General features: G+C 48.3%; 34 protein-coding genes, 3 tRNA genes and 1 pseudogene. 17 read left to right on the forward strand and 21 right to left on the reverse strand.

Annotated elements, in window-relative coordinates:
• Positions 1-15: 15 nt before the first annotated feature.
• The 13 genes from ACJHX7_RS15175 to ACJHX7_RS15235 form a co-directional block, all read right to left on the reverse strand.
• Complete coding sequence (locus ACJHX7_RS15175; protein ID WP_001075730.1) at positions 16-705, reverse strand: bacteriophage antitermination protein Q; 690 nt, start codon at positions 703-705, stop codon at positions 16-18.
• Between the two features lie 21 nt (positions 706-726).
• Complete coding sequence (locus tag ACJHX7_RS15180; RefSeq protein ID WP_032235544.1) at positions 727-1,722, reverse strand: DUF968 domain-containing protein; 996 nt, start codon at positions 1,720-1,722, stop codon at positions 727-729.
• A 7-nt stretch (positions 1,723-1,729) separates the two neighbouring features.
• Entirely contained in the window at positions 1,730-2,539 is an 810-nt protein-coding gene (locus ACJHX7_RS15185) for a KilA-N domain-containing protein (protein WP_001061438.1), read from the reverse strand.
• Between the two features lie 19 nt (positions 2,540-2,558).
• The gene (locus tag ACJHX7_RS15190; RefSeq protein ID WP_000767113.1) at positions 2,559-2,948 is read right to left on the reverse strand and encodes a RusA family crossover junction endodeoxyribonuclease; all 390 of its coding nucleotides are present in this window, start codon (positions 2,946-2,948) and stop codon (positions 2,559-2,561) included.
• On the reverse strand, positions 2,945-3,271 hold the full coding sequence (locus tag ACJHX7_RS15195) for a LexA family transcriptional regulator (RefSeq protein ID WP_000210154.1): 327 nt from the start codon (positions 3,269-3,271) through the stop codon (positions 2,945-2,947). The genes ACJHX7_RS15190 and ACJHX7_RS15195 overlap by 4 nt, the downstream gene beginning before the upstream one ends.
• On the reverse strand, positions 3,268-3,921 hold the full coding sequence (locus ACJHX7_RS15200; RefSeq protein ID WP_001401088.1) for a phage N-6-adenine-methyltransferase: 654 nt from the start codon (positions 3,919-3,921) through the stop codon (positions 3,268-3,270). The genes ACJHX7_RS15195 and ACJHX7_RS15200 overlap by 4 nt, the downstream gene beginning before the upstream one ends.
• A complete protein-coding gene (locus tag ACJHX7_RS15205) occupies positions 3,921-4,415 on the reverse strand; it encodes a PerC family transcriptional regulator (protein WP_001332382.1) in 495 nt (164 codons plus the stop codon). The genes ACJHX7_RS15200 and ACJHX7_RS15205 overlap by 1 nt, the downstream gene beginning before the upstream one ends.
• Positions 4,412-5,230: a helix-turn-helix domain-containing protein gene (locus ACJHX7_RS15210; RefSeq protein WP_000061531.1), complete on the reverse strand. Its 819-nt coding sequence runs from the start codon at positions 5,228-5,230 to the stop codon at positions 4,412-4,414. The genes ACJHX7_RS15205 and ACJHX7_RS15210 overlap by 4 nt, the downstream gene beginning before the upstream one ends.
• A complete protein-coding gene (locus ACJHX7_RS15215) occupies positions 5,227-5,463 on the reverse strand; it encodes a hypothetical protein (protein WP_000933942.1) in 237 nt (78 codons plus the stop codon). The genes ACJHX7_RS15210 and ACJHX7_RS15215 overlap by 4 nt, the downstream gene beginning before the upstream one ends.
• A complete protein-coding gene (locus tag ACJHX7_RS15220) occupies positions 5,456-6,001 on the reverse strand; it encodes an ash family protein (protein ID WP_064764817.1) in 546 nt (181 codons plus the stop codon). The genes ACJHX7_RS15215 and ACJHX7_RS15220 overlap by 8 nt, the downstream gene beginning before the upstream one ends.
• Positions 5,964-6,143 carry a DUF4222 domain-containing protein gene (locus ACJHX7_RS15225; RefSeq protein ID WP_001341559.1) on the reverse strand — a complete coding sequence of 60 codons (180 nt, stop codon included), beginning with the start codon at positions 6,141-6,143 and terminating at the stop codon, positions 5,964-5,966. Before ACJHX7_RS15225 ends, ACJHX7_RS15220 begins: the two co-directional genes overlap by 38 nt.
• Positions 6,144-6,288: 145 nt before the next feature.
• Complete coding sequence (ymfL, locus tag ACJHX7_RS15230; protein WP_072647006.1) at positions 6,289-6,840, reverse strand: protein YmfL; 552 nt, start codon at positions 6,838-6,840, stop codon at positions 6,289-6,291.
• Between the two features lie 43 nt (positions 6,841-6,883).
• A complete protein-coding gene (locus tag ACJHX7_RS15235) occupies positions 6,884-7,084 on the reverse strand; it encodes a YdaS family helix-turn-helix protein (protein WP_000649477.1) in 201 nt (66 codons plus the stop codon).
• A gap of 90 nt (positions 7,085-7,174) precedes the next feature.
• Here ACJHX7_RS15235 and ACJHX7_RS15240 point away from each other — a divergent pair, with 90 nt between their 5' ends.
• The 7 genes from ACJHX7_RS15240 (at position 7,175) to ACJHX7_RS15270 (ending at position 13,737) form a co-directional block, all read left to right on the forward strand.
• Entirely contained in the window at positions 7,175-7,849 is a 675-nt protein-coding gene (locus ACJHX7_RS15240) for a LexA family protein (RefSeq protein ID WP_000859460.1), read from the forward strand.
• Between the two features lie 668 nt (positions 7,850-8,517).
• Positions 8,518-8,880: a protein YfdP gene (gene yfdP, locus ACJHX7_RS15245; protein ID WP_001398518.1), complete on the forward strand. Its 363-nt coding sequence runs from the start codon at positions 8,518-8,520 to the stop codon at positions 8,878-8,880.
• Between the two features lie 65 nt (positions 8,881-8,945).
• On the forward strand, positions 8,946-9,770 hold the full coding sequence (locus ACJHX7_RS15250; protein WP_001404195.1) for a YfdQ family protein: 825 nt from the start codon (positions 8,946-8,948) through the stop codon (positions 9,768-9,770).
• 127 nt (positions 9,771-9,897) lie between these two features.
• Positions 9,898-10,434, forward strand: a complete 537-nt coding sequence (gene yfdR, locus ACJHX7_RS15255) for a 5'-deoxynucleotidase (RefSeq protein ID WP_001398520.1) — start codon at positions 9,898-9,900, stop codon at positions 10,432-10,434.
• Entirely contained in the window at positions 10,425-10,787 is a 363-nt protein-coding gene (locus ACJHX7_RS15260) for a hypothetical protein (protein WP_001404194.1), read from the forward strand. The genes yfdR and ACJHX7_RS15260 overlap by 10 nt, the downstream gene beginning before the upstream one ends.
• Complete coding sequence (locus ACJHX7_RS15265; RefSeq protein ID WP_001399670.1) at positions 10,787-11,407, forward strand: DUF551 domain-containing protein; 621 nt, start codon at positions 10,787-10,789, stop codon at positions 11,405-11,407. Before ACJHX7_RS15260 ends, ACJHX7_RS15265 begins: the two co-directional genes overlap by 1 nt.
• A 734-nt stretch (positions 11,408-12,141) precedes the next feature.
• Positions 12,142-13,737: an anti-phage dCTP deaminase gene (locus tag ACJHX7_RS15270; protein WP_001399668.1), complete on the forward strand. Its 1,596-nt coding sequence runs from the start codon at positions 12,142-12,144 to the stop codon at positions 13,735-13,737.
• 152 nt (positions 13,738-13,889) lie between these two features.
• Here ACJHX7_RS15270 and ACJHX7_RS15275 read toward each other — a convergent pair whose 3' ends face one another.
• From ACJHX7_RS15275 to holD, 5 genes and pseudogenes are all read right to left on the reverse strand, one after another.
• Positions 13,890-15,128: a tyrosine-type recombinase/integrase gene (locus ACJHX7_RS15275; RefSeq protein ID WP_023148581.1), complete on the reverse strand. Its 1,239-nt coding sequence runs from the start codon at positions 15,126-15,128 to the stop codon at positions 13,890-13,892.
• Between the two features lie 226 nt (positions 15,129-15,354).
• Positions 15,355-15,423, reverse strand: a pseudogene (locus ACJHX7_RS15280) (hypothetical protein); the annotation flags it as partial.
• A gap of 90 nt (positions 15,424-15,513) precedes the next feature.
• Complete coding sequence (yjjG, locus tag ACJHX7_RS15285; protein ID WP_000870712.1) at positions 15,514-16,191, reverse strand: pyrimidine 5'-nucleotidase; 678 nt, start codon at positions 16,189-16,191, stop codon at positions 15,514-15,516.
• A gap of 14 nt (positions 16,192-16,205) precedes the next feature.
• On the reverse strand, positions 16,206-16,652 hold the full coding sequence (gene rimI, locus ACJHX7_RS15290; protein WP_001092449.1) for a ribosomal protein S18-alanine N-acetyltransferase: 447 nt from the start codon (positions 16,650-16,652) through the stop codon (positions 16,206-16,208).
• Entirely contained in the window at positions 16,621-17,034 is a 414-nt protein-coding gene (gene holD, locus ACJHX7_RS15295) for a DNA polymerase III subunit psi (RefSeq protein WP_000204018.1), read from the reverse strand. Before holD ends, rimI begins: the two co-directional genes overlap by 32 nt.
• A 102-nt stretch (positions 17,035-17,136) precedes the next feature.
• On the opposite strand from holD, the gene rsmC reads away from it, so the two are divergent.
• The 4 genes from rsmC to ACJHX7_RS15315 all read left to right on the forward strand — a co-directional run bounded on the left by rsmC (position 17,137) and on the right by ACJHX7_RS15315 (position 18,690).
• Positions 17,137-18,168: a 16S rRNA (guanine(1207)-N(2))-methyltransferase RsmC gene (gene rsmC, locus ACJHX7_RS15300; protein ID WP_032172312.1), complete on the forward strand. Its 1,032-nt coding sequence runs from the start codon at positions 17,137-17,139 to the stop codon at positions 18,166-18,168.
• Positions 18,169-18,367: 199 nt separating this feature from the next.
• Positions 18,368-18,454: transfer RNA gene (locus ACJHX7_RS15305), tRNA-Leu, on the forward strand.
• 28 nt (positions 18,455-18,482) lie between these two features.
• Positions 18,483-18,569, forward strand: a tRNA-Leu gene (locus ACJHX7_RS15310).
• A gap of 34 nt (positions 18,570-18,603) precedes the next feature.
• Positions 18,604-18,690 (forward strand) — tRNA-Leu (locus tag ACJHX7_RS15315).
• Positions 18,691-18,728: 38 nt separating this feature from the next.
• Here the strand turns inward: ACJHX7_RS15315 and ACJHX7_RS15320 are convergent.
• A complete protein-coding gene (locus ACJHX7_RS15320) occupies positions 18,729-18,965 on the reverse strand; it encodes a DUF1435 domain-containing protein (RefSeq protein ID WP_001577669.1) in 237 nt (78 codons plus the stop codon).
• Positions 18,966-19,105: 140 nt separating this feature from the next.
• On the opposite strand from ACJHX7_RS15320, the gene fhuF reads away from it, so the two are divergent.
• Positions 19,106-19,894, forward strand: coding sequence for a siderophore-iron reductase FhuF (fhuF, locus tag ACJHX7_RS15325; protein ID WP_032172309.1), 789 nt, complete (start codon positions 19,106-19,108; stop codon positions 19,892-19,894).
• 38 nt (positions 19,895-19,932) lie between these two features.
• Here the strand turns inward: fhuF and bglJ are convergent, their stop codons facing one another.
• Together bglJ and ACJHX7_RS15335 are read right to left on the reverse strand one after the other, a co-directional pair.
• Complete coding sequence (gene bglJ, locus ACJHX7_RS15330; RefSeq protein WP_001361357.1) at positions 19,933-20,610, reverse strand: DNA-binding transcriptional activator BglJ; 678 nt, start codon at positions 20,608-20,610, stop codon at positions 19,933-19,935.
• Positions 20,568-21,293: a helix-turn-helix domain-containing protein gene (locus ACJHX7_RS15335; protein WP_000936635.1), complete on the reverse strand. Its 726-nt coding sequence runs from the start codon at positions 21,291-21,293 to the stop codon at positions 20,568-20,570. The genes bglJ and ACJHX7_RS15335 overlap by 43 nt, the downstream gene beginning before the upstream one ends.
• A 618-nt stretch (positions 21,294-21,911) precedes the next feature.
• On the opposite strand from ACJHX7_RS15335, the gene ACJHX7_RS15340 reads away from it, so the two are divergent.
• The 5 genes from ACJHX7_RS15340 (at position 21,912) to yjjA (ending at position 25,076) form a co-directional block, all read left to right on the forward strand.
• Entirely contained in the window at positions 21,912-22,682 is a 771-nt protein-coding gene (locus ACJHX7_RS15340) for a threonine/serine exporter ThrE family protein (protein WP_001340933.1), read from the forward strand.
• Complete coding sequence (locus ACJHX7_RS15345) at positions 22,673-23,146, forward strand: threonine/serine exporter (RefSeq protein ID WP_000538191.1); 474 nt, start codon at positions 22,673-22,675, stop codon at positions 23,144-23,146. Before ACJHX7_RS15340 ends, ACJHX7_RS15345 begins: the two co-directional genes overlap by 10 nt.
• Before the next feature lie 107 nt (positions 23,147-23,253).
• Positions 23,254-23,793, forward strand: a complete 540-nt coding sequence (gene dnaT / locus ACJHX7_RS15350; RefSeq protein WP_000098818.1) for a primosomal protein DnaT — start codon at positions 23,254-23,256, stop codon at positions 23,791-23,793.
• Positions 23,794-23,795: 2 nt separating this feature from the next.
• On the forward strand, positions 23,796-24,533 hold the full coding sequence (gene dnaC / locus ACJHX7_RS15355; RefSeq protein ID WP_000799911.1) for a DNA replication protein DnaC: 738 nt from the start codon (positions 23,796-23,798) through the stop codon (positions 24,531-24,533).
• A 48-nt stretch (positions 24,534-24,581) separates the two neighbouring features.
• Positions 24,582-25,076: a DUF2501 domain-containing protein YjjA gene (gene yjjA / locus ACJHX7_RS15360; protein WP_001361358.1), complete on the forward strand. Its 495-nt coding sequence runs from the start codon at positions 24,582-24,584 to the stop codon at positions 25,074-25,076.
• Positions 25,077-25,177 lie beyond the last annotated feature (101 nt).

Genomic DNA, 25,177 nt, shown 5'->3' on the forward strand with positions numbered 1-25,177 from the left:
ATAGTGAAATTTACGTCATATTTCTCCCACTTTGAGAGCTTCTTCATCCTCATAGTATTCAAGAGCCATGGCCAGCGCAGACTCATCAAGCTGGGTAAAAGCGGCCTTTAACCCAGCCCAGTGGCCTGAATAGACGCGCAACCATGTCGAACGGTCAACGCTAACCATACGGGCCAGCGCCGCACCAGCGTAGTCTTTATAGGTTTCATTGTTTCGGGTTGCAGCAATTTCCTGTCCTGCAAGCCATACTAGGCCTATTAGTTTTTTTACTACGCGCTCCTGAAGTGAGTTTTCACCCAAGCATTTCTGATAAGCCTTCCAGACGTATTCACACATCATCACCTGGTGCGTATAGTTAAGGTCAAAACCGTAACAGTACCGCAACCAAGCCTGCTGGTATCCACTAAGCGCGGACACTGCCCTACGCCACGGCGCGGACTCAAATTCTACATCTTTTATCGGCGGCATTGGCCTGGGGCGGCTACGTGTTTCTTGCACGTACAATGGCGCGGAAAGCGAGTTAACAAAGCGTGGTCCCTTATCACCTTCGAGTTCGACAAGATGAATTCCACGGCGTGGAGTGGCATTTTTGTCTGCTGGTGGGTGTTCAGTGAAAGCCTCAAGCTGCCCTTTTGTCCCCCCAGAGAAGTCAAACAGCGCACGACGTAGTTCTATTCTGACAAAATTCAAGTCTTGTTGATTCATACTTCTCAGCGCTCCATACACTTAAGCTGTCGCAATTACGCCGATCGCCAGCGCACGATCGATAAAACGAAATATCAGCTCCAGCTGGGAGCCATACATCTCTTCAAATGCCACGGTATCCGCATGCAGCTCGTCGTGATGCTTTCTGCACAAAGGCAACACAAAGAGGTCATGCGCTTTTGTTCCCATTCCACCCTGACCGTGACCTATCAGGTGGTGGGGATCATCAGCAGGCTTTCCACAACATGCACACGGCTGTGTCTTAACCCAGCGCGTGTACTTTTCATTAACCCAGCGGCGACGTTTTGGGCGTAACATAAAAGACTCCGGCGACTCCGGATCCACTTTCAGCGCCAGCACCTTTTTGGCTTTATCCTGGATGATGCTGGTGGCAGGAATCGAAGGCACAAGGTCACTTTCCCGGGTAACAGACGGCACAACAGGCTTCGGTAATCTCAGTGCCTTACGGGCTGCACTTTCCGGTAAGGCATCCGCCAGGTCATTACGAACCAGCCACCAGCACAGTTCCGGCATTGTCACAACGTGACTATCATCAAAACCGAGATCACGGCGCACAACAGATAACACCCAGCGGGCACAGTTATCCGTTGCCATTGATTCCAGCCGTTCCGTGAACTGATCGCGCAACTGGTTATCGCAGTGCCAGCACAGACGGATTGCGCCCGGCGCGTGCCGCATTGTGGTCATGTTCTCGCTGTGCCAGTCGGAATGAGGCCACTGGCAGCCTTTTTCACGAAGTAACCAGCTTTCAAGACATTCCACGCCACCAGCACGACGGATCACTGCCTCATTGCGGAACACGGCCCGAACGGCAGGATCATCCGCCAGCGGTTGTGATGCCGCCGGAACGGCACCACTGGCGAAAGATGAATAACGCTCCGGCTCAGGCTCCAGCAGGACACGCCCCTGCATAAACAGGGGCATCAGCTCTGAACCTGGCCTGAACAATACGATCCCCATACGCGGGGCAATTTCAGGGGTCAGTAGTGCTCTCACGGTCACCTCAATGAACGGTATCGAGCAGCTTTAACAGCTCAGGGAATCGGGATTCGAAGAAATGCGGCTGCGTCTCGCGCGGATTTGCGGGACTGGTGATGTTCTTGCCGAACATGCAACCTTTCGCTGTCAGCGACCAGAATTTTTTGATGTTGTTAATCGCGGTACGGCTGTATCGTTCGCGCTGCTCGACGATCCCCAGTTTCACCATCTGGTGATATGCCTGATTAGCCGTCAGGCGGATACCATACTGTTTCAGCAGTGCACTCAGTGACAGTGTCGGGCGACTTGAGCCATCGTGTGCATCAGCAGGAGCATCAATGGCATAGCGCGGTGCCAGATTCGGTAAGCCAACAGCCTCCTGGAGTTTCTGACAGGCACCAAGCACTGAAGAGTTAGACAGGTTTAACTCCCTGCGCATAAAGTCCAGCAGAATCACTCCAGCCTGCATCTTGTCAGCAGCCTGCCCGGATAATTTTTCCGGTGCGCTGGTTACCATGTCGAAAGTACGGATCACCTTCAGATGGAATGACGGGCTGATCCACATTGCATAGGCATACACCAGTTCCTTGCAGACATAAGTTCCCCGTTCATTTCCCCCATGAATCACACTCACCGGGTCAACACCCAAATTCTGGGTGTTGGTCAATTCATGAACAAGTTCAACAGTTTGTTGGCTGGAAAGAAACTTTCCTGGCTCCTTGGTTCTGGCATTGGCACCAGATGCTACTGCTGCGCGATGCAGATCGTTCAGGCTGTAACGCCCATAAGCATCACGACGAACTTCAATACCATCAATAACCATCAGATTATTCATACTTCGTTTCTCCTCTTAATCAGGCGGCTGCACCCGCCGTTTTCTCGTACTTACTGATAGTGATCTCGACCTTCCCTTCCGGGATAACCGGTCCCCACTCCACCAGCATTCTTTTCACCTGACTGTCGTCTTCCCACACACCCGCGTGGGTCAGGGCGTCAAACAGCGCCTTGTTATAGTTGTCCAGATCGCGGATCCGGTTATCCGGAGGAAACAACACGATCTCCACTGAAGCAGGTGCCGACGTTGGTTTTGGCAGACGACGTAACTGCTCAACTATTGCTGCACACGCCGCGCTCTGGAATTTGCGCCCCGCTGCGCTTATCAGACTCTTACCAGCAAACGCCCCTTTGTTGGGGTGTCGCCAGTACGTGTTCACGCTGGGCGGAAAAGGCAGGATCAGCTTCATACTTTCAGGCCCCTCTCATGTAACCAGTGGGCTGCACGCAGCCTGGCGTTTTCCTCACCGGCAAGCAGTGCGCGGATAATCCCGACCGCCTCGCTGTCGTCGTCCTTCACAGCGGTATGAAGCGTTATCCCCCGTGCCACGCCACGCTTTATCGTGATGACGCCTTTTTTCTCCAGTGCGCGAAGATGCTCCACCGCTGCATTCACCGAACGGTATCCCAGCATGGTTGCCACCTCCTGATTGGTTGGCGGGAAGCCACGTTCTTTCTGGTAAGAAATCAGCATATCCAGCACCTGCTGCTGGCATTGAGTTAACGTCGTCATGCCGCCATCTCCCTGACCAGTTTTTCCGCCTGCTGGCGAACCTGCGCCAGAAAGGCCTCACCACATGCCTCAAGTTCATCGCGCCCGATGTAGCTGATTGCCGGTCCCTTCCAGGTCTTGTCGAAAACAGCAATAGCACCAGCGAAGAACGCTCCTGTCGGCACCTGCTTCTCATCCTTCGGGATAAACCAGGCAGGCAGTTCAAAACCAATACGCCCGCGAATAAAAGCAATATGGTCTGCATCTTCCGGCCACCAAACTTCGCTGGTGGCAGCTTTGATCAGGAAAACATAGCGCCCGCCCTTATCACGCATGGCACTGGCATGCTTCATGATGTAACGCATGCCGGTGATGTATTGCCCCTCATGCTGACTGGCGCGGCTGTATGGGGGATTACCAAAGGCAGCACCTTTAAGCTCCGCAAGACGTTCTGACCAGTCATGCGCCAGCGCGTTGTCTTCCGCCGTGTAATACGCAGCACATTTGGCGTTATCACCGTCAGTGAACAGATCCAGAACAAACGGGCCAAACAGGGTGTTAATTCCCCAGAAAATGTTGTCCGGCGTGCGCCACTGATCGCCCACGTCCTTCAGTTCATGGGCTGGTTTGTTCCGCAGTTCCACCAGCGCCTGGCAATATTTATTACTCATTAAGCCCCCACGTAATTCCCTGACAGATACCACTCTTCACCCGATGCAGCGCGCTTGCTGCTTTTCCGTAAGCACCGCTCACGACGCGCCAGAAAATTGTTTCGTTCTGGCTGGGAGTGGCTTTCACGGAATGCCGCCATCCACACGGTTGCAGCACGACGGTATAAGCCTCTTGACTCCAGTTCTTCAGCCTGGCGGGTCAGGCACAAAATCACCCGGGGATCGTTAGTACCGACATAGAAATTGCGCACAGGTCTGGTTTCACGAACTGGTTGTGGTTCCGGCTCCTGCGCTCTCTCAGTCAGGCGCGGGAAATGTCTGCGTGTATCCCCTTCACAACGGTGAGCCACACGCCCACTCTGACGTAACTTGCTTGCTGACTGCAGTACGCGCTGCCGTGAGTAACCTGCAAAAGCATCCGCAATGTCTCCGGAAGTACACCCCGGATGGGCTTCAATGAATTTCTGAACGTCATTCAAAAGACTCATGATCACCCCCTGAATCCTGCCGGGATCTGGCTGTAGTCCACGTTGTCGTAACTGGATTTGAAGTACGGGTCCTCACGTCTGGCTGCAGATACCGCAGGAACTTCCCAGGATTCTTCGAAATGACGATCCGGACCAAAGAACGTGACAGCCTGTTTCACAAATTGTGTGCCGCTGTTACCCATCGCAGATACCCAGCCCGCATAGCGTTTCACACCTTCCAGCATGGTTTCGGGGTTTACCCCCTCATTCAAACGGGCTTTCCAGGCTTTGAAGGCTGCAGATTTTGAATTGCCACCAGCACGTTTGGGATATGCCAGCCATGCCTGCTCAAACTCCGGAGAATATTCCGGTCGGTTTGAACGAACTCGCACGGACTCATCAACTGATGCACCAACAGCTATTGGTTCATTGACTGGTTCTTTGACTGGTTCAAAAGAGTGACTGGTTCTGGGTGAATCTCCTGCACTACCCCCTGGTGCAACTCCTGCACTACCTGGTGAATTTGCTGCACCAGATAGTGAATTATTTGCACTACCCCCTAGTGAATCTCCTGCACCATCCAGATGAAGGAGATAGATATTACTTGAGTTACCTTTTTCACCTTTCCGGGTGACTTTTTTTACCAGCCCGGACTCACAAAGGGCCGCAATATGATTCATCACAGAACGTTTGCTAATCTCGCACTGGTCAGCAATATGCTGGTAGCTGGGCCAGCACTCACCCTGATCGCTGGCATTATCAGCCAGCTTGATCAGAACCAGTTTTCGCAATGGATTACCCACTCGAATTTTCATCGCTTTAACCATCAGCTCCATACTCATGCTGCACCTCCGAGATGCTTCATGTTTTTTCCGGAGCGAAAGGCTATAAGCGGCATACTGACGCGGTAATTACGGCCCAGCGGTTCACAAATCACCTTCTGGCATTCACGGTCAACCAGGCTAACACGTAGAACATGCCCTGCAGGTGTGGTGTACCACTGCCCAACTGTAGGAATTGATGTTTTTTTACGCTGAAGCAAACGGCAAATATTGAGGATCAACGGATTAAGCATGACGATGCCCTCCGCTGATATTCAGGAGACGGTGAATATGAAAATTAGCCTTATCCGCCAGACGAATACGTTCAGCCTGCAAGTTAAGAAGGGTTTCTACCAGAACTTGATGCGCCTGCGGATCCGAAAGAGTTACCTTGCGCAGAGCACGTAGTGCAGTTGTTACATAACTGAGTTTATGTAAGTCTTCATCATTCAGACGAGTGAGGGCTGGGACAGTAGCCATGATGGCAGCCTCCGATAACAGTGAATTACCTTCACCACCGGAAACGCCAATTTCGCTGGTGGTGAACTGAACGGGGTTGGCGTAACCGGCGTTATCGGAAACCGGCGCACCTTTCGGTGCCCCCGTCCAGCCCACCATAATTTGGGTGTGCACAGACGCAGACGATAAAAAAGACGCTGGCGCGTCATATATCGCCGATAACATTTCCAGGACGCCAATCCCGGCACCCGCTTTATAAGGTGCCTGAACAGTGTAACGTCCCGGAATGGCAGAATCAATGTGCTGGTGGTCCTTCACACTCAACAAAATCACGCCTGAATTTCCACAAAGGACTAAAGCACTCATGCGGGTAGTCTTTGCGAAGATAGATAACGCGCTGTGTTTCTGGCTCCCAACGAATAACATGGACATAAAGCCCTCTTCCGTCACGAAACCAGCGGTTAAGTTCCTGCACAACTCGCCCCCCACAGTCAGGTAAAGTTCTCTGTGGTTACTTACAGCCAGGTGATTTGGTAATCTGCATTCATGCCGTAACAACAGGTGTTCAGCGACACTGACCACCAGCTGTTGCGACAAACGGTTATTTGCCGTTAAACTGTTCATGCGTTAGTTTCTCCACAGACACAAAACGCCACGACGCCCGGAGCTGCACACTCGCGGGCGTCACTCTTTTCTGGAGCGCAAAAGATTTTGTAGACCAGTGCTGCATGCTCCTGGAGCTTCGAAATTGACAGATACAACTCATCATTAATTGCTGTCTGCTCGTGTGGCTCCACTACCCCATCTTCGATTGCCGAACGAATCTGCTTTGAGTAACTCCCGATCTGTTCGATGACTTCCAGCAGGCGCTGGTTTATATCGGCGTTCTCTACTTCCTCAATTTCAGGAAGCGATACAAACACCCCACCAGCAGACTGTGCGACAGCATCCGCAATGTAGTGAGTGCCAGCCGCGCGCTGTAAAATAATTGCCCATCCCAGCGGGAAAATCTGATCGCCATCTGCACGAAGGCGGTTGAATAAAGCGTTCTCTGTTACATCCAGCCACTCAGCAGCTTCAGCGTAACCCCCCGGCAACGCCGCGATAGTTTTTCTGACAGCTTTCACGTACCACTCAGGCTGTTTTTCTACTTTCCAGTGATGCTTACCCACGGTTAGCCTCATCGTTCTGTGGTTAAAAATTGAAGGTGTTCTGTTAATCTTTCGGATAGATATCCGGTCTTAAGTCAGATTTCGTAATTGCACCTGACGTGCATTGCTCAAGTTTTTTAGCCAGCACAAAACTGGCTTTTTTATAACCATTGAAAACCAGCCGTAAGTATCCTGGTGTTGAGCCAACTTTTCCGGCCAACTCACCCTGCTGTTCTTTGGTTAAAGAGTCCCAATACGCTTTCATACAATATGTACCTCCGGTATACATATTACATGATTGAGATGAACCTTCAAGATACTTGTACCTTATCGGTACAAAGGTTTTAATTTCTTTATGAAAACAGTCCATGACATCCGGCGGTCTAACGCCAGAAAACTGAGAGATGGTGTTGGCGGGAATTCTTCCTTTGCCACCATGATTGATCGCGAGCCAACCCAGACCAGCAGGTTTATGGGAGATGGTGCTACTAAAAATATCGGTGACAGCATGGCACGGCACATCGAAAAATGTTTCGACCTGCCTGTCGGATGGCTTGATCAAGAACACCAGACAACAAACATCACAAAAAAACCTGATGTTTCAATTACTAACAAACAAATAACGTTAGTCCCTGTCATATCATGGGTACAGGCCGGAGCATGGAAAGAAGTTGGCTATTCTGAGGTTGATTTGAGCACAGCAGAAACTTATCCCTGCCCTGTACCCTGTGGCGAAATGACTTATATCTTGCGGGTGATTGGTGATTCAATGATTGATGAGTACCGCCCGGGAGACATGATTTTTGTAGATCCTGAAGTCCCTGCCTGCCACGGTGACGACGTTATTGCATTGATGCACGATTCAGGCGAAACCACCTTCAAGCGGTTGATAGAAGATGGAACACAGCGTTATCTCAAAGCATTAAACCCAAACTGGCCTGAGCCTTACATTAAGATTAACGGTAATTGCTCTATAATTGGTACAGTGATTTTCTCGGGAAAACCAAGAAGATACACAATAAAGGCCTAATCAATATTTATGAACCTGCTTCGGCAGGTTTTTTTATGCTTGACAATGTACCCATGAGATACATAATGTATCTAAAAGAAACATAACACAGGCAAGATTAAAACAAAATTTGGTTGTAACACGGCGTATGGCACATGCGTCGTTAGCGGTCTGGTGACGTTAAAGGGGACAATCCACTCCTTGCTCGAGCAAACAAACCAGGTAGCCGGAATGTGCAAGTCAATGATGATGCTGATAAGACGCCTAACCAGCGTGGCGATTCGGTTTGACGCCTGGGAAGAGACCAGGGTGCAACGATGAGGGCATTTATGGAACCGCGACAAAGTGTGGTGCCGTAACTGGCTAAGTGCTCTCAGCGTTGTGGTAATCCGCGAAATGGCGCGGCGGTAAGTATGGCGGGGTTACTCTTTCCCCGTTGAGGACACCGGATTGTCAGGTTGACCATACGCCTGAGTGACAACCCCACCACAACAGCCACTGCTTTGGCGGTACCAGTTTGTACACTTGCTTCCGGCTGGTACCGCTCTTTTTACAAAACAGAGAAGAGCATCACCGGACGACGGGCTCATAACCCAATCCATCCGGGCGGCTGCCACCGCAGGTGTTCTTCTCTGTTTTGTGGAGAAACCAACCGACCTTGCAGGGTCGATATGATGAGGAGCAGCAAAATGGCTAGCGAACGCAGTACTGATGTACAGGCATTTATCGGGGAGCTGGACGGCGGCGTATTTGAAACCAAAATCGGCGCAGTTCTCAGTGAAGTCGCTTCCGGTGTGATGAACACGAAAACCAAAGGTAAGGTCTCACTCAACCTGGAAATCGAACCGTTTGATGAGAGCCGTGTGAAAATCAAACATAAACTCTCATATGTCCGCCCGACTAACCGCGGGAAAATTTCCGAAGAAGACACCACCGAAACGCCGATGTATGTCAATCGCGGTGGTCGCCTGACTATTCTGCAGGAAGACCAGGGACAATTACTGACTCTTGCCGGTGAACCTGACGGAAAACTCCGCGCAGCAGGTCATTAATATCGTTCTTAATTAACTGATTATTTATCTCATCACTGAATATCTTTATATAGTGAGGACTTATTATGTCTCAGAACTTAGACGCAACCGCAATTAATCAAATCCATGCCCTTATTTCTTCTCAGGGTGTTAATGAAATTATCAGTAAGATTGGTGCCGATGCTGTGGCATTACCTGAGAATTTCCGCATTCATGATCTGGAAAAATTTAATTTAAATCGCTTCCGTTTCCGTGGCGCGCTTTCCACTGCCAGCATCGATGACTTTACCCGTTATTCTAAAGATCTTGCAGATGAAGGCACCCGCTGCTTTATCGATGCCGATAATATGCGAGCCGTCAGTGTGCTTAACCTGGGCACTATTGATGAACCAGGTCACGCAGATAACACCGCCACTCTCAAACTGAAAAAGACAGCACCGTTCTCTGCTCTGTTGTCTGTTAATGGCGAGCGTAACTCCCAGAAATCACTGGCAGAATGGATTGAAGACTGGGCCGACTACCTTGTGGGCTTTGATGCTAATGGTGACACCATTCAGGCAACAAAAGCGGCTGCGGCGGTCCGTAAAATCACGATTGAAGCAAACCAGACCGCTGATTTTGAAGATAATGACTTCAGCGGCAAACGCTCCCTGATGGAGTCTGTCGAAGCGAAGACCAAAGACATTATGCCAGTGGCATTTGAATTTAAATGCGTTCCGTTTGAAGGCCTGAAAGAACGTCCATTTAAATTACGCCTCAGCATTATCACTGGCGATCGTCCTGTACTGGTTCTGCGCATTATTCAGCTGGAAGCGGTGCAGGAAGAAATGGCTAACGAATTTCGTGATCTGCTTGTTGAGAAATTCAAAGACAGCAAAGTAGAAACCTTTATTGGTACTTTCACCGCCTGATTTCATTACTGCAAATGCCCCTGCGGGGGCATTTATGGAAACGTAATTTACTCAATAATCGCCGGATGGTGAGGGATTCTTTTTACCAGAATTCAGCGCGGTGCAGCGCATATACGTGGAGAACAAAATGTCATTTATTAAAACTTTTTCCGGGAAGCATTTTTATTATGACAAGATAAATAAAGACGACATCAATATTAACGATATCGCGGTTTCCCTTTCAAATATCTGTCGCTTTGCCGGTCATCTTTCGCACTTCTACAGCGTCGCCCAACATGCGGTTCTTTGCAGCCAGCTGGTGCCGCAGGAATTTGCTTTTGAAGCCTTAATGCATGATGCAACAGAAGCGTATTGCCAGGACATCCCGGCTCCACTGAAACGCCTTCTTCCTGACTATAAACGGATGGAAGAAAAAATAGACGCCGTAATCCGTGAGAAATACGGGTTACCCCCGGTTATGAGTACACCCGTGAAATATGCCGATCTCATCATGCTGGCAACCGAACGCCGCGATCTCGGGCTTGATGATGGCTCTTTCTGGCCTGTGCTGGAAGGTATCCCGGCAACAGAGATGATCAACGTGATTCCACTGGCTCCAGGCCATGCCTACGGGATGTTTATGGAACGCTTTAACGAATTATCGGAGTTACGCAAATGCGCATGAATGTTTTCGAAATGGAAGGGTTTCTTCGCGGGAAATGTGTACCGCGAGATCTGAAAGTGAACGAAACAAATGCTGAGTACCTGGTACGTAAATTCGACGCGCTTGAAGCTAAATGTGCGGCACTGGAAAACAAAATAATACCAGTGTCAGCTGAACTGCCACCAGCAAATGAAAGTGTTCTGTTATTTGATGCTAACGGAGAAGGCTGGCTGATTGGCTGGCGTTCTCTCTGGTACACCTGGGGACAAAAAGAAACCGGAGAATGGCAGTGGACATTTCAGGTCGGGGACCTTGAAAACTTCAATATCACTCACTGGGCAGTAATACCCAAAGCGCCGGAGGCTGGAGCATAATGACCACATTTACCAATAAAGAACTGATTAAAGAAATCAAAGAACGAATCAGCAGCCTAGAGGTTCGAGACGATATTGAGCGCCGTGCTTATGAAATTGCTCTGGCATCGCTGGAAGAGGAGCCGGTGGCATGGCTGCATTCAGACAATGGCTTAGGTATTCCGGCAATAACCAGGAGCAAAAACATTGCTGACAGTTGGTTATCAAAGGGCTGGTATGTTCAGCCGCTATATATAGCCAAGCCAGTACTGGTGGTGCCAGATGCTCGTCCGTCTTTAAATAATGGCATAGTCGGTTTTGATGAAGGCTGGAACACCTGCCGCGCCACCATGCTTCATGGTGCCAAACCTGTAAGCCAGACTTACAAGTTGAACAAGCTGTCGGGCAACTCTCCGGTAACTCCGGATGGTTGGATAAGCTGTAGTGAGCGAATGCCGAACGATAAACAGTATGTTTGGTGTTGGGGTAAGTCTTACGGCTGGACTGAGTGCGATACCTTCGAAGGGTATTATGATTGTTCGAGAAACAAATGGTGGGCAGTTACTGACAATGGAGAAGAACCGGCATCGAAAGTAACCCACTGGATGCCGCTACCGGAACCGCCGCAGGAGGTGAAGTAATGAACAACTTAATGACAACTAAACAAGTCGCCGACTTCTGTGGCGTTTCAGTATCGACAGTTCTTCGCTGGAACAGCGTAAACCGGAGAACTGGCCAGAAGTACAGGCCTGATTTTCCAGATCCTGATATTAAATCATGCCCAAATAAATGGGCTTCACGCAAGATTTACAGGTTTGCAGGAGTTATTGAATGACGTATGTGAACAGACACGTCTATGGCACGGTAAGCGTCTGTCTGAGCGATACAGGCACGGACGTTGCTATCCACAAGCATTAATTATCAGGAAACGGGGACCGCTCCCCAAGCATGATGTATTGAAACGAAGACATTTACACAATGATAGAAAAAATACTAAAATAATGATTCAACTCAAAGAGTTGATGTACATAAAATGCCTCACCAGCCTAGGTGAACATTTTCATGGGTGGGAAAAAACATGATGTGGACCACACTTCCCCCTCTAAAATGAGGGGAAAGAGTATGGTTTTGTTGTACACTAAAGGCCATATGGTTTTTTATTATGTTTGGATAAGATAAATGAATGTAATAGCATTTAATGAAATAGAATCGAGCATCGCCGCCAATGATCAGGTTGATTCTATCTGCATTGAATTAACAACATTTAATCAAGATAATGTCATTTCATTTGAAAGTAAAAAGAAAAATAAAGAAATTCTTGATGCATTTTTTGAAATATTAAATACTGATATAGTTTTCGACTAGGTAATTAGCAATGGCTGAAGCAGCAAAAAAAACTCCACAAAAGCTGAATGAAAAAAAAGGCTCAACATCGGCATCATCACTTGAGATTGTGAATTCACGACAATCAAAAGATATTTATCTTGGATTGTGTGGATATGTTGGATGTGGCATGAGAACGATAAACAAAATTATCGAAGAGATATCCAAAGAATGGGGGTATAATGTTGTACACATCCGCATAAGTGCGCTTATGGAAGACCCATTATATTTTGAGCCAGCAGCACTGAAGGTATCCGAAAGCACACAAGTTAATAGACATTTAAAACTCCAGGATATTGCCAATAAACTTCGTAAACATTACGAAAAAAATGAGTTGCTTGCAGAAGCTGCTATTGCAGCAATCGCAACAGCGAAAAAGAATATTGATTATAATAATGATGAATATAAAGGTACTGTCTTCATCATTGATCAATTCAAAAGGCCGGAAGAAATAGAGTTATTCAGAGTTATATATCAGCATAATTTCTATTTGTTAGGAGTTTTGCGCGATTTAGATTACCGAATTCCGAATCTCATTGCTGACGAATCGGCAAAGGACGACCTTCATTTAATTATCAATATTGATAATAAATCCTCTGATCCGTATGGACAAAGAACCGGGGAAACCATTCTTGATTCAGATTTTTTTATTAAAAATAACTTCAGCCAAAAAAGTGAATTAAAGAAGAAGATTGATCGGTTTTTCGGTCTTATTCATGGCAAAAATGGTTTAACACCAACTTTTAACGAGAAAGGTATGTATGCTGCCTTTTCAACATCATTACAATCAGCTTGTTTATCACGTCAAGTAGGGGCTGCACTGTTTGATGATGAAGGGAATTTGCTTGCCGTGGGTAAGAACGACGTACCTAAAGCTGGTGGCGGGTTGTATAGCAGTGATGATTTTGATAACGATCATCGATGCGTTCACAAAAGTGGTAAGTGTTATAATGATGCAAACAAGCTAAAAATTAAAGACCGTATAAAAAGCATATTATCAACCGAAGTAAGAAGTGTATTAGGTATTTCCGCAGGACAAACTGTTGCCGATATTAATATAACACGACTTCTAAACAAATTAGATAATATTGCAGAAGGCATTTACAAAGACAGCAAAATATCAAGTGTAATGGAGTACTCCAGATCAATTCATGCTGAAATGGACGTCATTACATCAATGGCTAGAAAACAAAACGGCGATACTAAAGATAAAATTCTTTTTACGACAACCTATCCCTGCCACAACTGTGCAAGGCATATTGTCGCATCTGGAATAAAAAAAGTAGTATATATAGAGCCATTTGATAAAAGCCTTGCTCTTGATCTGCATAATGATGCAATAACAAAGAACGAAGAATCTTCCAAAGTAATATTTTGTGATTTTGAGGGGGTATCACCCCGCCGCTACCATAAATTTTTCAGACCAACGGATGAACGTAAAGATGATAAAACAGGGGCTGCAAATAAATTTAATGCTCGCTACAAAAATCATATAGATGTTCAATATCTTGATGATTATAGAAAGTATGAGACTGTTGTAGCTAAGAAATTTATAAACGAGATTGCTAAACCAGAGTCTCAGCCATAACTGTTTCCACTCCTTATTTCTGTAAGGATAAGGAGTGGTGTTTTTATAAGTATAATGACCGTCTCTTCATAAATCGGCAAATCGAAATATCAGCAATCAGTTAATTATAATCCAAGAATCATTACTATTTTCTTACTCTGTATGTCTATTCATTATTCAATAGGCTGTCTGTTGGAACCTAAATTAGTGTAAGTAAGAATCGAATCAACCCTATCCCACCATGCCTGATAGGCTTTACGCTGTTCTTCTAGATAATCGCTCTTATCATAAACTTGCCATACCCCTGGCAGTTTATGACCGAGCATTATTTCAGCAATATGAGGCGCAGTAAGATCAGAAAAGTTTGTTCGTGCTGTTCGTCTCAAATCATGAAGAGACCAATGAGGAAATTGATACCCCAAACGTCGCCATGCGAACTGCATTAAATTGTAAGGCAGCGACTGCAATGATGTCCGACCAACTGGCTCCCTGCTTCCTTCCTTAGTAAAAAGCATATCGGAACCGTTGTTCATAGAGATAACGTATTTTATAAGCTCTTCAACCGGTTCAATAATGGGCCGCTTTAGCGGTTCGCCTGTTATGTCCCCAGTCTTATGTCGTTCTGGTGGTACAGTCCATACCTTATTTATGAAATCAAAATCATCCACCCTAGCAGTAATTAGCTCTGAACTACGGCAACCAAAATGCAGCAATAGTTTAATGAAGGCTCGGTATTTAGGAACCATTCGAGAACCATCGATCGCAGCATAAAGGATGCTAATTTCATCATGTGTCAGAAACCGTTTTTTCTGACCTTTACGGATATCCATATCTTTACCCGTGATATCCGACAGTGGGCGAGTTTCAATGAGCTTTCTCTTATACGCCCAGACATGAGCCTGCTTTGCGTTAATTAGCAATCGGTCTACTATTGCTGGAGTCTTGGTGCTAAGAGGCTCTAGGACTTCTAACCAATCATGCAATGTAGCTGCATCGTGAGGGATATTCCCGATTTTAGAGAACAGGTGCAGCTCAAACGAGCGGAGTATCTGTTCAGAACCTTTTTTATTTTTTACACAATATGCTTCATACCAGGCACGGATCACAGACTCTACCGTCATGGCTTCAGTAGCTTTTCGTTTTTCAGCCTGCTTGACTAATCGTGGATTGCGGTTTGACTCGAGTTCACCACGGAGACGGATAACTTCTTCTCTGGCCTCTTTTAATCCAGTTGCCGGGTAAGTTCCGATATCAAGGCGCTCACCTTTCCCTGCCCATTGATAACGATATTGGAACACTACGCGACCTTTCGGTGATACTCTGACAGACAGACCATCACGATCGGATTTAACCAAAACCTTATCACGTTCCTTTCCAACGACTGAACGCAACCACGCATCAGACAGCGCCATTACTCACCTTGTACAAATCGCAAAACACCTCTACTGCTTTGTACATTATGTACAAACATATGTACAGATTTTTGATGAAAGCAACCTGATCGATTTAAAGTTACATGAAAGAATTTTCAATTAAAGAAGCCACATAACTAACTGTATTCAAATGACTTATAAAACCAAACATCAATTAACTGAAAGGACTTTGAAAAAGTAAAAGAGCTTTAATTTAGACTTAATTATTGGGGTGAGAAATAATGGCAAAAGTGCGGCGCTTCGCCACCTCTTGCAAATAAGGAGACAACGTCATAATTCTTTCTTCTTGAGTAAGCGGCATCGCGCCGCGCTTGTTGAAAACGAAAAATTGCGGCTATTTTACCCATCAACGGGGGGGAGGCAATCAGTGTTTACACAGGAGCTGCTCCAGTTCGTGCAACGAAGAAACGGTCCAGGTGGGCGCGATGCCTTCTGGTTGCTCGCGATTGTGCGCATTCAGCCAGCAGGTCGCAAGCCCGGCGTTGATGCCACCGAGAATATCGGACTCGGCAGTGTCGCCAACCATCAGCACGCGTGAACGGTCAGGATTGCCCGCCTGTTCCAGCGCATAATCGAAAATTTTCTTATTCGGTTTGGCAACGCCAACTTCTTCGGAAATCACCAGCAAATCGAAATAATCACGCAGGCCCGTGCGTTCCAGACGCACTTGCTGCAAGGCGCTAAAGCCGTTGGTGATGATGCCGATTTTGGCGTTGCCGCGAATGGCATTAAGCAGGGAAACCGCGCCCGGCAGCGGTGTGCAAATTTCCGCCATGGCATTAATGAAGGCCTCGTTGAGTTTACCTGGCTCGACGTTCAGCCGTTCGGCCCAGCTCTCAAAACGCCCGTGCTGAAGCTGTAATGAAGTGATCGCGCCGTTTTGATAATCTACCCACAGGGGCTTGTTAACGGCCTGATAGTCCTGAAAATCTTCAGCGGTAAAAGTGACGCTGTAATCAAGAAACATCCGCTGCAGTCCGGTGAACGAGTCAAAGGTAAACAGCGTTTCATCGGCATCAAAGAAAATCCAGTCCCACTTCATTATTCCACCTTGTCTTACATACTGATTGGCAACGCCATGATGATGGCGTCTTCGCGACCGTCCTTGGTGGGGTAGTAATTGCGGCGAATCGTCGCCTCGTTAAAGCCTAAACTTTCGTACAGGGCAATGGCGGCAGCGTTTGAGGCACGGACTTCCAGCCATAGTGTCGCCACGCCGCGTTTTTCCAGTTCGTCGATCAGATGTTCCAGCAGCGCCCTTCCCAGCCCCTGACGCTGATAGTCGGGATCGACCGCAATATTGAACAATGTAGCTTCATCCAGCACCACTTGCGTAATCGCAAACGCCGCCATTTTGCCGTTTTGCGTTAACTGAAAGTTGAGATAACGCTCGCCCTGATTACTGGCAAAGGTTTTTTCACTCCACGGAAAGGCGTGGGCGCGTTGTTCAATGTGGAAAGCCGCTGGTAAATCAGTCGTTTCGAGGGAAGAAATCGTGTTCATATGTGCAAATTTGTTGCCATAACGCGGCGCGTGCCGTTGGGTTTGCCCGTAATTCGGTGAGCGCCGGTGATGCCACCTGAGCGCCTTCCAGTGATAGCGGTTCATCAGTCCCCAACCGCCAGCTGTTGCAGCGACTGCCTTGCGGCAGCATCGCGATTTTTTCTGGCGTCAGTTGCAGCACCTGGTCGGGGCTGACGGTTAATGCACGCAGAACATCGCTCACTAAAGGATCGGTCAGGGCGGGAAGATCGTTTGCCACCATCACCAGACGGACGTGTGCCGGGATCGCAATGGCAATCTCCCCCTGCAACGCGCCAGGGCGACGCAGCGACCACTGGGTAATGCCCAGCTGCTGTAACTGCCAGTCTCGTCGGGATGTCATAGCGAATCGCTCCTGTTGTCAGGGGCGCAAATATAGCAAATTCGTCGATACCGCGCCAACATATGGCTATAATCGCCGCCAGTATCAATTGAGGAGCATTCCATGTCTGCATTTACCCCGGCAAGTGAAGTCTTGCTGCGTCACAGTGATGATTTCGAACAAAGCCGTATTCTGTTTGCCGGAGACTTACAGGATGACCTGCCCGCGCGTTTAGATACCGCGGCCAGCCGTGCTCATACCCAGCAATTCCACCACTGGCAGGTGTTAAGCCGCCAGATGGGGGATAACGCCCGTTTTAGTCTGGTCGCCACGGCGAATGATGTCGCAGATTGCGATACGCTGATTTACTACTGGCCGAAGAACAAACCGGAAGCCCAGTTCCAGTTGATGAATTTACTTTCTCTGCTGCCAGTGGGCACGGATATTTTTGTCGTTGGCGAGAACCGCAGCGGCGTGCGCAGCGCCGAGCAGATGCTTGCAGATTATGCACCGTTGAATAAGGTGGACAGCGCCCGTCGCTGTGGCCTCTATTTTGGTCGTCTGGAAAAACAGCCGGTATTTGATGCCAATAAATTCTGGGGCGAATATAACGTCGATGGCCTGACGGTCAAAACGCTGCCTGGCGTGTTTAGCCGCGACGGTCTGGATGTCGGTAGCCAGTTGCTGCTCTCGACGTTAACCCCGCACACGAAAGGTAAAGTGCTGGATGTCGGCTGTGGCGCGGGCGTACTTTCGGTTGCCTTTGCGCGCCATTCGCCGAAAATTCGTCTCACTCTGTGCGATGTCTCTGCGCCAGCGGTAGAAGCCAGCCGCGCAACACTTGCCGCCAACGGCGTTGAAGGTGAAGTCTTTGCCAGCAACGTCTTTTCCGAGGTGAAAGGTCGTTTTGATATGATCATCTCCAACCCGCCGTTCCACGATGGGATGCAAACCAGCCTCGATGCGGCGCAAACGCTGATTCGCGGCGCGGTGCGTCATCTTAATAGCGGCGGCGAGCTGCGAATTGTAGCGAACGCCTTCCTGCCTTACCCGGACGTGCTGGATGAGACATTTGGCTTCCACGAAGTGATCGCGCAAACCGGGCGCTTCAAGGTGTATCGCGCCATTATGACCCGCCAGGCGAAGAAAGGTTGAGTATCTGATATCTGTCGCCGCATACCGTGTCGGATGCGGCGTACACGCCTTCTCTGACCGACAAACGATTTATCCACAATCCGCTGATGGACATTTTTCCAGCAATTACACCTCCGGCGATAATTAACTATTGACGAAAAGCTGAAAACCACTAGAATGCGCCTCCGTGGTAGCAATTCTTTTTAAGAATTGATGGTATGCGAAGGTGGCGGAATTGGTAGACGCGCTAGCTTCAGGTGTTAGTGTCCTTACGGACGTGGGGGTTCAAGTCCCCCCCCTCGCACCAAAAACCACGTTGATATTGCTCGCACTGGGCGAAGGTGGCGGAATTGGTAGACGCGCTAGCTTCAGGTGTTAGTGTTCTTACGGACGTGGGGGTTCAAGTCCCCCCCCTCGCACCAAACGAGGCGATATCAAAAAAAGTAAGATGACTGTGCGAAGGTGGCGGAATTGGTAGACGCGCTAGCTTCAGGTGTTAGTGTCCTTACGGACGTGGGGGTTCAAGTCCCCCCCCTCGCACCAATTATCTTTACTTCCTTTCTTGTTGCTTCCCTGTTTTATCATCCCTGCTTCAAATTCATTATCATCAGCATGATGCCAGCAATAAGCGCCAGGCACGATGGCAGCAAAACGTAATGCCGCAACTGTTTGTGATACAGCATCACCGGCGTCAATACTAATCCCATCAGAATGATAATCCGCCATTGATCCGGCGATAAATCCGCATACATCAGCCCTGCAATCAGCAATCCCGGCAGCAACACTCCCCAGCCACTGCCCAGCGTACGTTGCAACATGGTTTCATCTCTTTCATTGATAATGATAACTAATATCATATGATAATTTTTATCATTTGCAAGCTAGAGAAATCCCTTGCTATCGGGTAAACCTATCGCTAGGATTAGCAATCATTATCATTTAGATTACTATCCCGATTATGGCCTATCGTTCCGCACCGCTCTATGAAGATGTTATCTGGCGAACGCATCTCCAGCCGCAGGATGCTGGGCTTGCACAAGCCGTACGGGCGACGATCGCCGAACATCGTGAACATTTGCTTGAGTTTATCCGCCTGGATGAACCCGCTCCGCTTAACGCCATGACGCTGGCGCAATGGTCATCACCGAATGCACTAAGTTCTCTACTCGCGGTCTATTCCGATCATATCTACCGCAATCAACCTTTGATTATCCGCGAAAACAAACCGCTGATCTCACTGTGGGCGCAATGGTATATCGGCCTGATGGTGCCACCATTAATGTTGGCGCTGCTGACGCAGGAAAAAGCATTAGATGTGTCACCGGAACATTTCCACGTTGAGTTTCACGAAACCGGACGCGCCGCCTGTTTCTGGGTCGATGTGTGTGAAGATAAAAACGCAACACCACATTCGCCGCAGCAGCGAATGGAAACGTTAATCAGCCAGGCGCTGGTTCCGGTTGTGCAGGCATTAGAAGCGACGGGAGAGATCAACGGCAAACTTATCTGGAGTAATACCGGTTATTTGATCAACTGGTATCTCACTGAGATGAAGCAGCTGCTTGGCGAGGCGACGGTTGAATCGCTGCGCCATGCCCTCTTTTTTGAGAAAATGCTCACGAACGGTGAAGATAATCCACTCTGGCGTACCGTGGTGCTGCGCGACGGCCTGCTGGTGCGCCGCACTTGCTGCCAGCGTTATCGCTTGCCGGATGTGCAGCAATGTGGTGACTGTACGCTGAAATAGAAAAATTTGCCGGGGAAGTAAACCCGGCATTAAGCGTATTAATAGGGGTGCAACACGTTACTTGCTTCGCAATGACGCATACATAACAGAATGTCTGCGGCCTCCAACAACCCTGCATCAGAACTGACGCCCAGTTTCGACATCACATTAAATTTATGTGCACGGATCGTTTTGATATTGCGTTTAAGCTGCTCGGCAATTTGTGTCATTGAGTAGCCACGCGACATAAAGCGCAATATTTCTCTCTCCGTCGGGCTTAACGTCCGGCTTTGGTTAATGTACCACTGATTGTTCAGTCGATCTGTCGCCTGACGTACACCATTTAATGACAAAAAGAGTTCCTGATGAAAAATCTCCAGCGTTGACGCTTTACTTAATACACCGTCCAGCGGTGATGGCGACAATGAACCAATCAGCCGAGCTTCAATATCATCATCCGCAATAACTAAACGCCGGGTACGCGGAAACTTAATCGCCAGTTCAGTCAGGCAGGATAATCCCTCTCTGCGCGCACTTCTCATGGCAGAAAAAGAAAAAATGACCGCCGCAAACGAGATCCGCGACATGGCATCCTGAAATGACTCCTGACTGGTATAGGTATGGAGCTTATAAGGGTTACCCGCAAACTTTCTGAATAAACTCTCAATACCGATACTGCTCATGACGCATTTTTCTATGAGTGCGACATTTCTCTTCTTAATTCGGCTGTGTTCCATTCTGCGGCATCTCCATAAACAGAAGGCAAGTTAAGTTCTCTTGCACCCTGCGCGCTATTTATCCATGCATACATTTCAGCGTTGCTGTGAATTGCCAGTCGACGCATCGCACTGTTTTTTTGGGCGCTGATAGTTTTATTACTTTTCTTAAGCAATGAAGCTATCTGGTTGATGCCCCATCCTTTACCTAATAGCCGCAGCACTTTGCGCTCTGAAAGAGTGAGAATGACGGAGCGATAGCTAAAATCATGAGTTTCAGTCATTGCCGGAGAGGTCAGCATGGCGCTGATACGCTCTGCGTGCGTATTGCCGGAACGTACGGTCTTGACCAGATTCTCAATGGGTTCAACATCAGACAATAACGTCGCCGTAGGGCACATAAGCAGTTCTACTGCCTGGGAATACCAGGAGCGTGACACCATGAAAACCCAGTGAATTTCCCGATATTGCGAGATTAAAGAATAATAATGTTCACAAACAGAACGTGGATCTTCACTTTCACCGGCTAAATCAGCAATGACTAATCCGGAACGACGTAATTGTAATAAAGTAAGGTCCTCCGCAGAGGCGCTGGATATTATTTCATATTCAGGGAAGTGAGTCCTCATGACCTCTTTTAACCCTGCTTGCATGACAGGTATTTTACTGATAACAATTCCATTTTTGCAGCATCCTGGCAACATATTTCCTCCACATCCACTGTCTAAAAATCATGATGGTCTATTCAGGATATTCATTCCTTAAATGTTTCCAGCAAATTAATAGATTAAGCGAATAAATTATCCTTAGCATTCACTTTCATATCAGCATACTCCTGCTGCACAACAACTCCACTGCATGTGTCAGAAGGTTAGCATCAAATGATAACCTGGTGAAATAGCCTGGAGACATTTAAAATATCTACATTAAGTTGTTAGAAATACTTAATGAAAAACAGAATTCTCATTCACTTAATTTATAATTAACTGATATCCCTTCCCGCAGAATGCAAAATCACACAATCAATATTTATTCAATAAAATCTGATAGTTTTAACTTGTTAAAATTAAAAAACGCGCCCAGTTATCTTTTATCCTGATTCGTAAGGGCTAAACAATAAATTCATTATAGTGATAATATTCATGCGATAATTTGTTTGCGGCGAGAGATAATTCGCTTTTTAACACCGAGCTTCTCCCGATAACCAGGATTAATCAGCGCAATTTTGATCTTAACCTGCCGCAAAACAACCGCGCTTCATGATACAAATGGATTCTCATAATTTGAACAATACGCAGCGCGTCTATGACAAAGGGCGAGTTATGCAAACTGAGCAACAGCGAGCCGTAACACGGCTTTGTATCCAGTGTGGATTATTTCTTTTGCAACATGGTGCGGAAAGCGCGTTGGTTGATGAGCTTTCCTCACGACTGGGTCGGGCGTTGGGAATGGACAGCGTCGAAAGTTCTATCTCTTCGAACGCCATAGTGCTGACAACTATTAAAGATGGGCAATGCCTGACATCTACACGTAAAAATCACGATCGCGGCATTAATATGCATGTGGTGACTGAAGTCCAGCACATTGTGATTCTGGCGGAGCACCATCTGCTGGATTACAAAGGCGTAGAGAAACGATTTAGCCAAATTCAGCCATTACGTTACCCAAGATGGCTGGTAGCCTTAATGGTTGGCCTTTCCTGCGCCTGTTTCTGTAAACTCAATAAAGGTGGCTGGGATGGTGCCGTCATCACCTTCTTTGCCAGTACGGCCGCGATGTATATCCGCCAGCTACTGGCACAACGTCATCTTCATCCACAGATCAACTTTTGCCTCACCGCTTTCGCCGCCACCACCATTTCCGGATTGCTTTTGCAACTTCCCACTTTCAGCAATACCCCCACCATTGCGATGGCCGCCAGCGTTCTGCTGCTGGTGCCGGGCTTTCCGTTGATAAATGCCGTCGCCGATATGTTTAAAGGCCACATCAATACCGGACTGGCACGCTGGGCGATCGCCAGTCTGCTGACACTGGCTACCTGTGTCGGCGTAGTAATGGCACTGACGATTTGGGGGCTACGCGGATGGGTGTGATCGAATTTCTGTTAGCGTTGGCGCAGGATATGATCCTCGCCGCCATTCCTGCGGTCGGCTTTGCGATGGTGTTCAACGTTCCCGTGCGGGCGTTACGCTGGTGTGCGCTGCTTGGCTCGATAGGTCATGGTTCCCGAATGATCTTAATGACCAGCGGGTTGAATATTGAGTGGTCAACTTTTATGGCTTCTATGCTGGTCGGCACCATTGGTATTCAATGGTCGCGCTGGTATCTGGCACATCCGAAAGTGTTTACCGTAGCGGCTGTTATCCCTATGTTCCCTGGCATATCAGCTTATACCGCAATGATTTCGGCGGTAAAAATCAGCCAGCTAGGTTACAGCGAACCGTTGATGATTACCCTGTTAACCAACTTTCTTACAGCTTCATCGATTGTTGGTGCGTTATCCATCGGTCTTTCCATTCCTGGATTATGGTTGTACCGCAAGCGCCCTCGCGTATAAAATTGCCTCACTTAAAGCACGCGGATGAGAGACAGCCTCCTCTCCTCCGTGTGTTACTATAAAAGTTATCTCCCTTCTCGTTCATCGTTCCATATTTGAGAAACAGTATGTCTTCCAGAGTTTTGACCCCGGACGTCGTTGGTATTGACGCCCTGGTACACGATCACCAAACCGTTCTGGCAAAAGCTGAAGGCGGTGTGGTTGCCGTATTTGCTAACAATGCCCCGGCGTTTTATGCCGTCACGCCTGCACGCCTGGCTGAACTGCTGGCGCTGGAAGAAAAGCTGGCGCGTCCGGGAAGCGATGTCGCTCTGGACGATCAACTCTATCAGGAACCGCAAGCCGCTCCCGTTGCTGTACCCATGGGGAAATTTGCCATGTATCCGGACTGGCAACCCGATGCCGACTTTATCCGCCTGGCGGCGCTATGGGGCGTGGCACTAAGAGAGCCGGTGACCACCGAAGAACTGGCCTCATTCATTGCCTACTGGCAGGCGGAAGGTAAAGTCTTTCACCATGTGCAGTGGCAACAAAAACTGGCGCGCAGCCTGCAAATCGGTCGTGCCAGCAACGGCGGACTGCCGAAACGAGATGTGAATACGGTCAGTGAACCTGACAGCCAAATTCCACCAGGATTCAGAGGGTAACGATGAAAAACGTTGGCGACCTGATGCAACGCCTGCAAAAAATGATGCCTGCCCATATCAAACCTGCGTTCAAAACGGGTGAAGAACTACTGGCCTGGCAGAAAGAACAAGGAGCGATCCGCTCCGCCGCTCTCGAACGTGAAAATCGGGCGATGAAAATGCAGCGCACCTTTAACCGCTCCGGTATTCGTCCACTGCATCAGAACTGCTCCTTTGAGAACTATCGCGTTGAGTGTGAAGGGCAGATGAATGCGTTAAGCAAAGCGCGCCAGTATGTCGAAGAGTTTGACGGCAACATCGCCAGCTTCATCTTTTCTGGCAAGCCCGGAACCGGCAAAAACCATCTGGCGGCGGCAATCTGCAACGAGCTGCTGCTACGCGGTAAATCCGTATTGATCATCACCGTGGCCGATATTATGTCGGCGATGAAAGATACCTTCAGGAATAGTGGTACCAGCGAAGAACAACTGCTTAACGATCTGAGCAACGTTGATCTGCTGGTGATCGATGAGATCGGCGTGCAGACCGAATCGAAATACGAAAAAGTGATCATCAACCAGATCGTCGATCGCCGCTCTTCTTCCAAACGCCCAACCGGGATGCTGACCAACAGTAATATGGAAGAGATGACCAAGTTGCTGGGCGAACGCGTGATGGACCGTATGCGCCTGGGTAACAGTTTGTGGGTGATCTTCAACTGGGATAGCTACCGTAGCCGGGTAACGGGTAAAGAGTATTAATCCCCGTTTCTGGCGGTATACTGCGACACAATTCCACCTTGAGTAATGATGATGAAAACTGTTAAACATCTTCTGTGCTGTGCCATTGCCGCCAGCGCATTAATTTCCACCGGGGTGCATGCTGCGTCCTGGAAAGATGCGCTCTCCAGCGCAGCCAGCGAACTTGGCAACCAAAACAGCACGACACAGGAAGGCGGTTGGTCGCTCGCGTCATTAACTAGCTTGCTTAGCAGCGGGAACCAGGCCTTAAGCGCAGATAACATGAACAATGCCGCAGGCATACTGCAATACTGCGCGAAGCAGAAGTTGGCTTCGGTAACCGATGCCGAAAACATCAAGAATCAGGTACTGGAAAAACTGGGCCTGAACAGTGAAGAGCAAAAAGAAGACACCAACTATCTGGATGGCATTCAGGGTTTGCTGAAAACCAAAGATGGTCAGCAACTCAATCTGGATAATATTGGAACGACTCCGCTGGCAGAAAAGGTGAAAACCAAAGCCTGCGATCTGGTGTTAAAGCAGGGGCTGAACTTCATTTCCTGAACCGCGAAACGCCGCGTTTTAGCTGTTACCCGGCTGACGCGGCTCTCTCCTGCCCTTTTCCCTGCTCCTGGACGGTTTTACCCCTGTTACACGGGAAGCGA

Source organism: Escherichia sp. WS1451 (genome assembly GCF_046487365.1).
GTDB classification, from domain to species: Bacteria; Pseudomonadota; Gammaproteobacteria; order Enterobacterales; family Enterobacteriaceae; genus Escherichia; species Escherichia coli.

Bases quoted from the DNA above. Each gene is read 5' to 3' on its own strand.
- ACJHX7_RS15240 (WP_000859460.1), top strand. From the start codon at position 7,175: ATGAAAACAGTCCATGACATCCGGCGGTCTAACGCCAGAAAACTGAGA.
- yjjG (WP_000870712.1), bottom strand. From the start codon at position 16,191: ATGAAGTGGGACTGGATTTTCTTTGATGCCGATGAAACGCTGTTTACC.
- ACJHX7_RS15175 (WP_001075730.1), bottom strand. From the start codon at position 705: ATGAATCAACAAGACTTGAATTTTGTCAGAATAGAACTACGTCGTGCG.
- ACJHX7_RS15250 (WP_001404195.1), top strand. From the start codon at position 8,946: ATGTCTCAGAACTTAGACGCAACCGCAATTAATCAAATCCATGCCCTT.
- bglJ (WP_001361357.1), bottom strand. From the start codon at position 20,610: ATGGAACACAGCCGAATTAAGAAGAGAAATGTCGCACTCATAGAAAAA.
- ACJHX7_RS15320 (WP_001577669.1), bottom strand. From the start codon at position 18,965: ATGTTGCAACGTACGCTGGGCAGTGGCTGGGGAGTGTTGCTGCCGGGA.
- ACJHX7_RS15275 (WP_023148581.1), bottom strand. From the start codon at position 15,128: ATGGCGCTGTCTGATGCGTGGTTGCGTTCAGTCGTTGGAAAGGAACGT.
- ACJHX7_RS15210 (WP_000061531.1), bottom strand. From the start codon at position 5,230: ATGAGTATGGAGCTGATGGTTAAAGCGATGAAAATTCGAGTGGGTAAT.
- ACJHX7_RS15215 (WP_000933942.1), bottom strand. From the start codon at position 5,463: ATGCTTAATCCGTTGATCCTCAATATTTGCCGTTTGCTTCAGCGTAAA.
- ACJHX7_RS15200 (WP_001401088.1), bottom strand. From the start codon at position 3,921: ATGAGTAATAAATATTGCCAGGCGCTGGTGGAACTGCGGAACAAACCA.
- ACJHX7_RS15335 (WP_000936635.1), bottom strand. From the start codon at position 21,293: ATGTTGCCAGGATGCTGCAAAAATGGAATTGTTATCAGTAAAATACCT.
- yjjA (WP_001361358.1), top strand. From the start codon at position 24,582: ATGATGAAAACTGTTAAACATCTTCTGTGCTGTGCCATTGCCGCCAGC.
- ACJHX7_RS15235 (WP_000649477.1), bottom strand. From the start codon at position 7,084: ATGAAAGCGTATTGGGACTCTTTAACCAAAGAACAGCAGGGTGAGTTG.
- yfdR (WP_001398520.1), top strand. From the start codon at position 9,898: ATGTCATTTATTAAAACTTTTTCCGGGAAGCATTTTTATTATGACAAG.
- ACJHX7_RS15340 (WP_001340933.1), top strand. From the start codon at position 21,912: ATGCAAACTGAGCAACAGCGAGCCGTAACACGGCTTTGTATCCAGTGT.
- rimI (WP_001092449.1), bottom strand. From the start codon at position 16,652: ATGAACACGATTTCTTCCCTCGAAACGACTGATTTACCAGCGGCTTTC.
- dnaT (WP_000098818.1), top strand. From the start codon at position 23,254: ATGTCTTCCAGAGTTTTGACCCCGGACGTCGTTGGTATTGACGCCCTG.
- ACJHX7_RS15260 (WP_001404194.1), top strand. From the start codon at position 10,425: ATGCGCATGAATGTTTTCGAAATGGAAGGGTTTCTTCGCGGGAAATGT.
- dnaC (WP_000799911.1), top strand. From the start codon at position 23,796: ATGAAAAACGTTGGCGACCTGATGCAACGCCTGCAAAAAATGATGCCT.
- fhuF (WP_032172309.1), top strand. From the start codon at position 19,106: ATGGCCTATCGTTCCGCACCGCTCTATGAAGATGTTATCTGGCGAACG.
- holD (WP_000204018.1), bottom strand. From the start codon at position 17,034: ATGACATCCCGACGAGACTGGCAGTTACAGCAGCTGGGCATTACCCAG.
- ACJHX7_RS15345 (WP_000538191.1), top strand. From the start codon at position 22,673: ATGGGTGTGATCGAATTTCTGTTAGCGTTGGCGCAGGATATGATCCTC.
- ACJHX7_RS15195 (WP_000210154.1), bottom strand. From the start codon at position 3,271: ATGACGACGTTAACTCAATGCCAGCAGCAGGTGCTGGATATGCTGATT.
- rsmC (WP_032172312.1), top strand. From the start codon at position 17,137: ATGTCTGCATTTACCCCGGCAAGTGAAGTCTTGCTGCGTCACAGTGAT.
- yfdP (WP_001398518.1), top strand. From the start codon at position 8,518: ATGGCTAGCGAACGCAGTACTGATGTACAGGCATTTATCGGGGAGCTG.
- ACJHX7_RS15270 (WP_001399668.1), top strand. From the start codon at position 12,142: ATGGCTGAAGCAGCAAAAAAAACTCCACAAAAGCTGAATGAAAAAAAA.
- ACJHX7_RS15190 (WP_000767113.1), bottom strand. From the start codon at position 2,948: ATGAAGCTGATCCTGCCTTTTCCGCCCAGCGTGAACACGTACTGGCGA.
- ACJHX7_RS15265 (WP_001399670.1), top strand. From the start codon at position 10,787: ATGACCACATTTACCAATAAAGAACTGATTAAAGAAATCAAAGAACGA.
- ACJHX7_RS15185 (WP_001061438.1), bottom strand. From the start codon at position 2,539: ATGAATAATCTGATGGTTATTGATGGTATTGAAGTTCGTCGTGATGCT.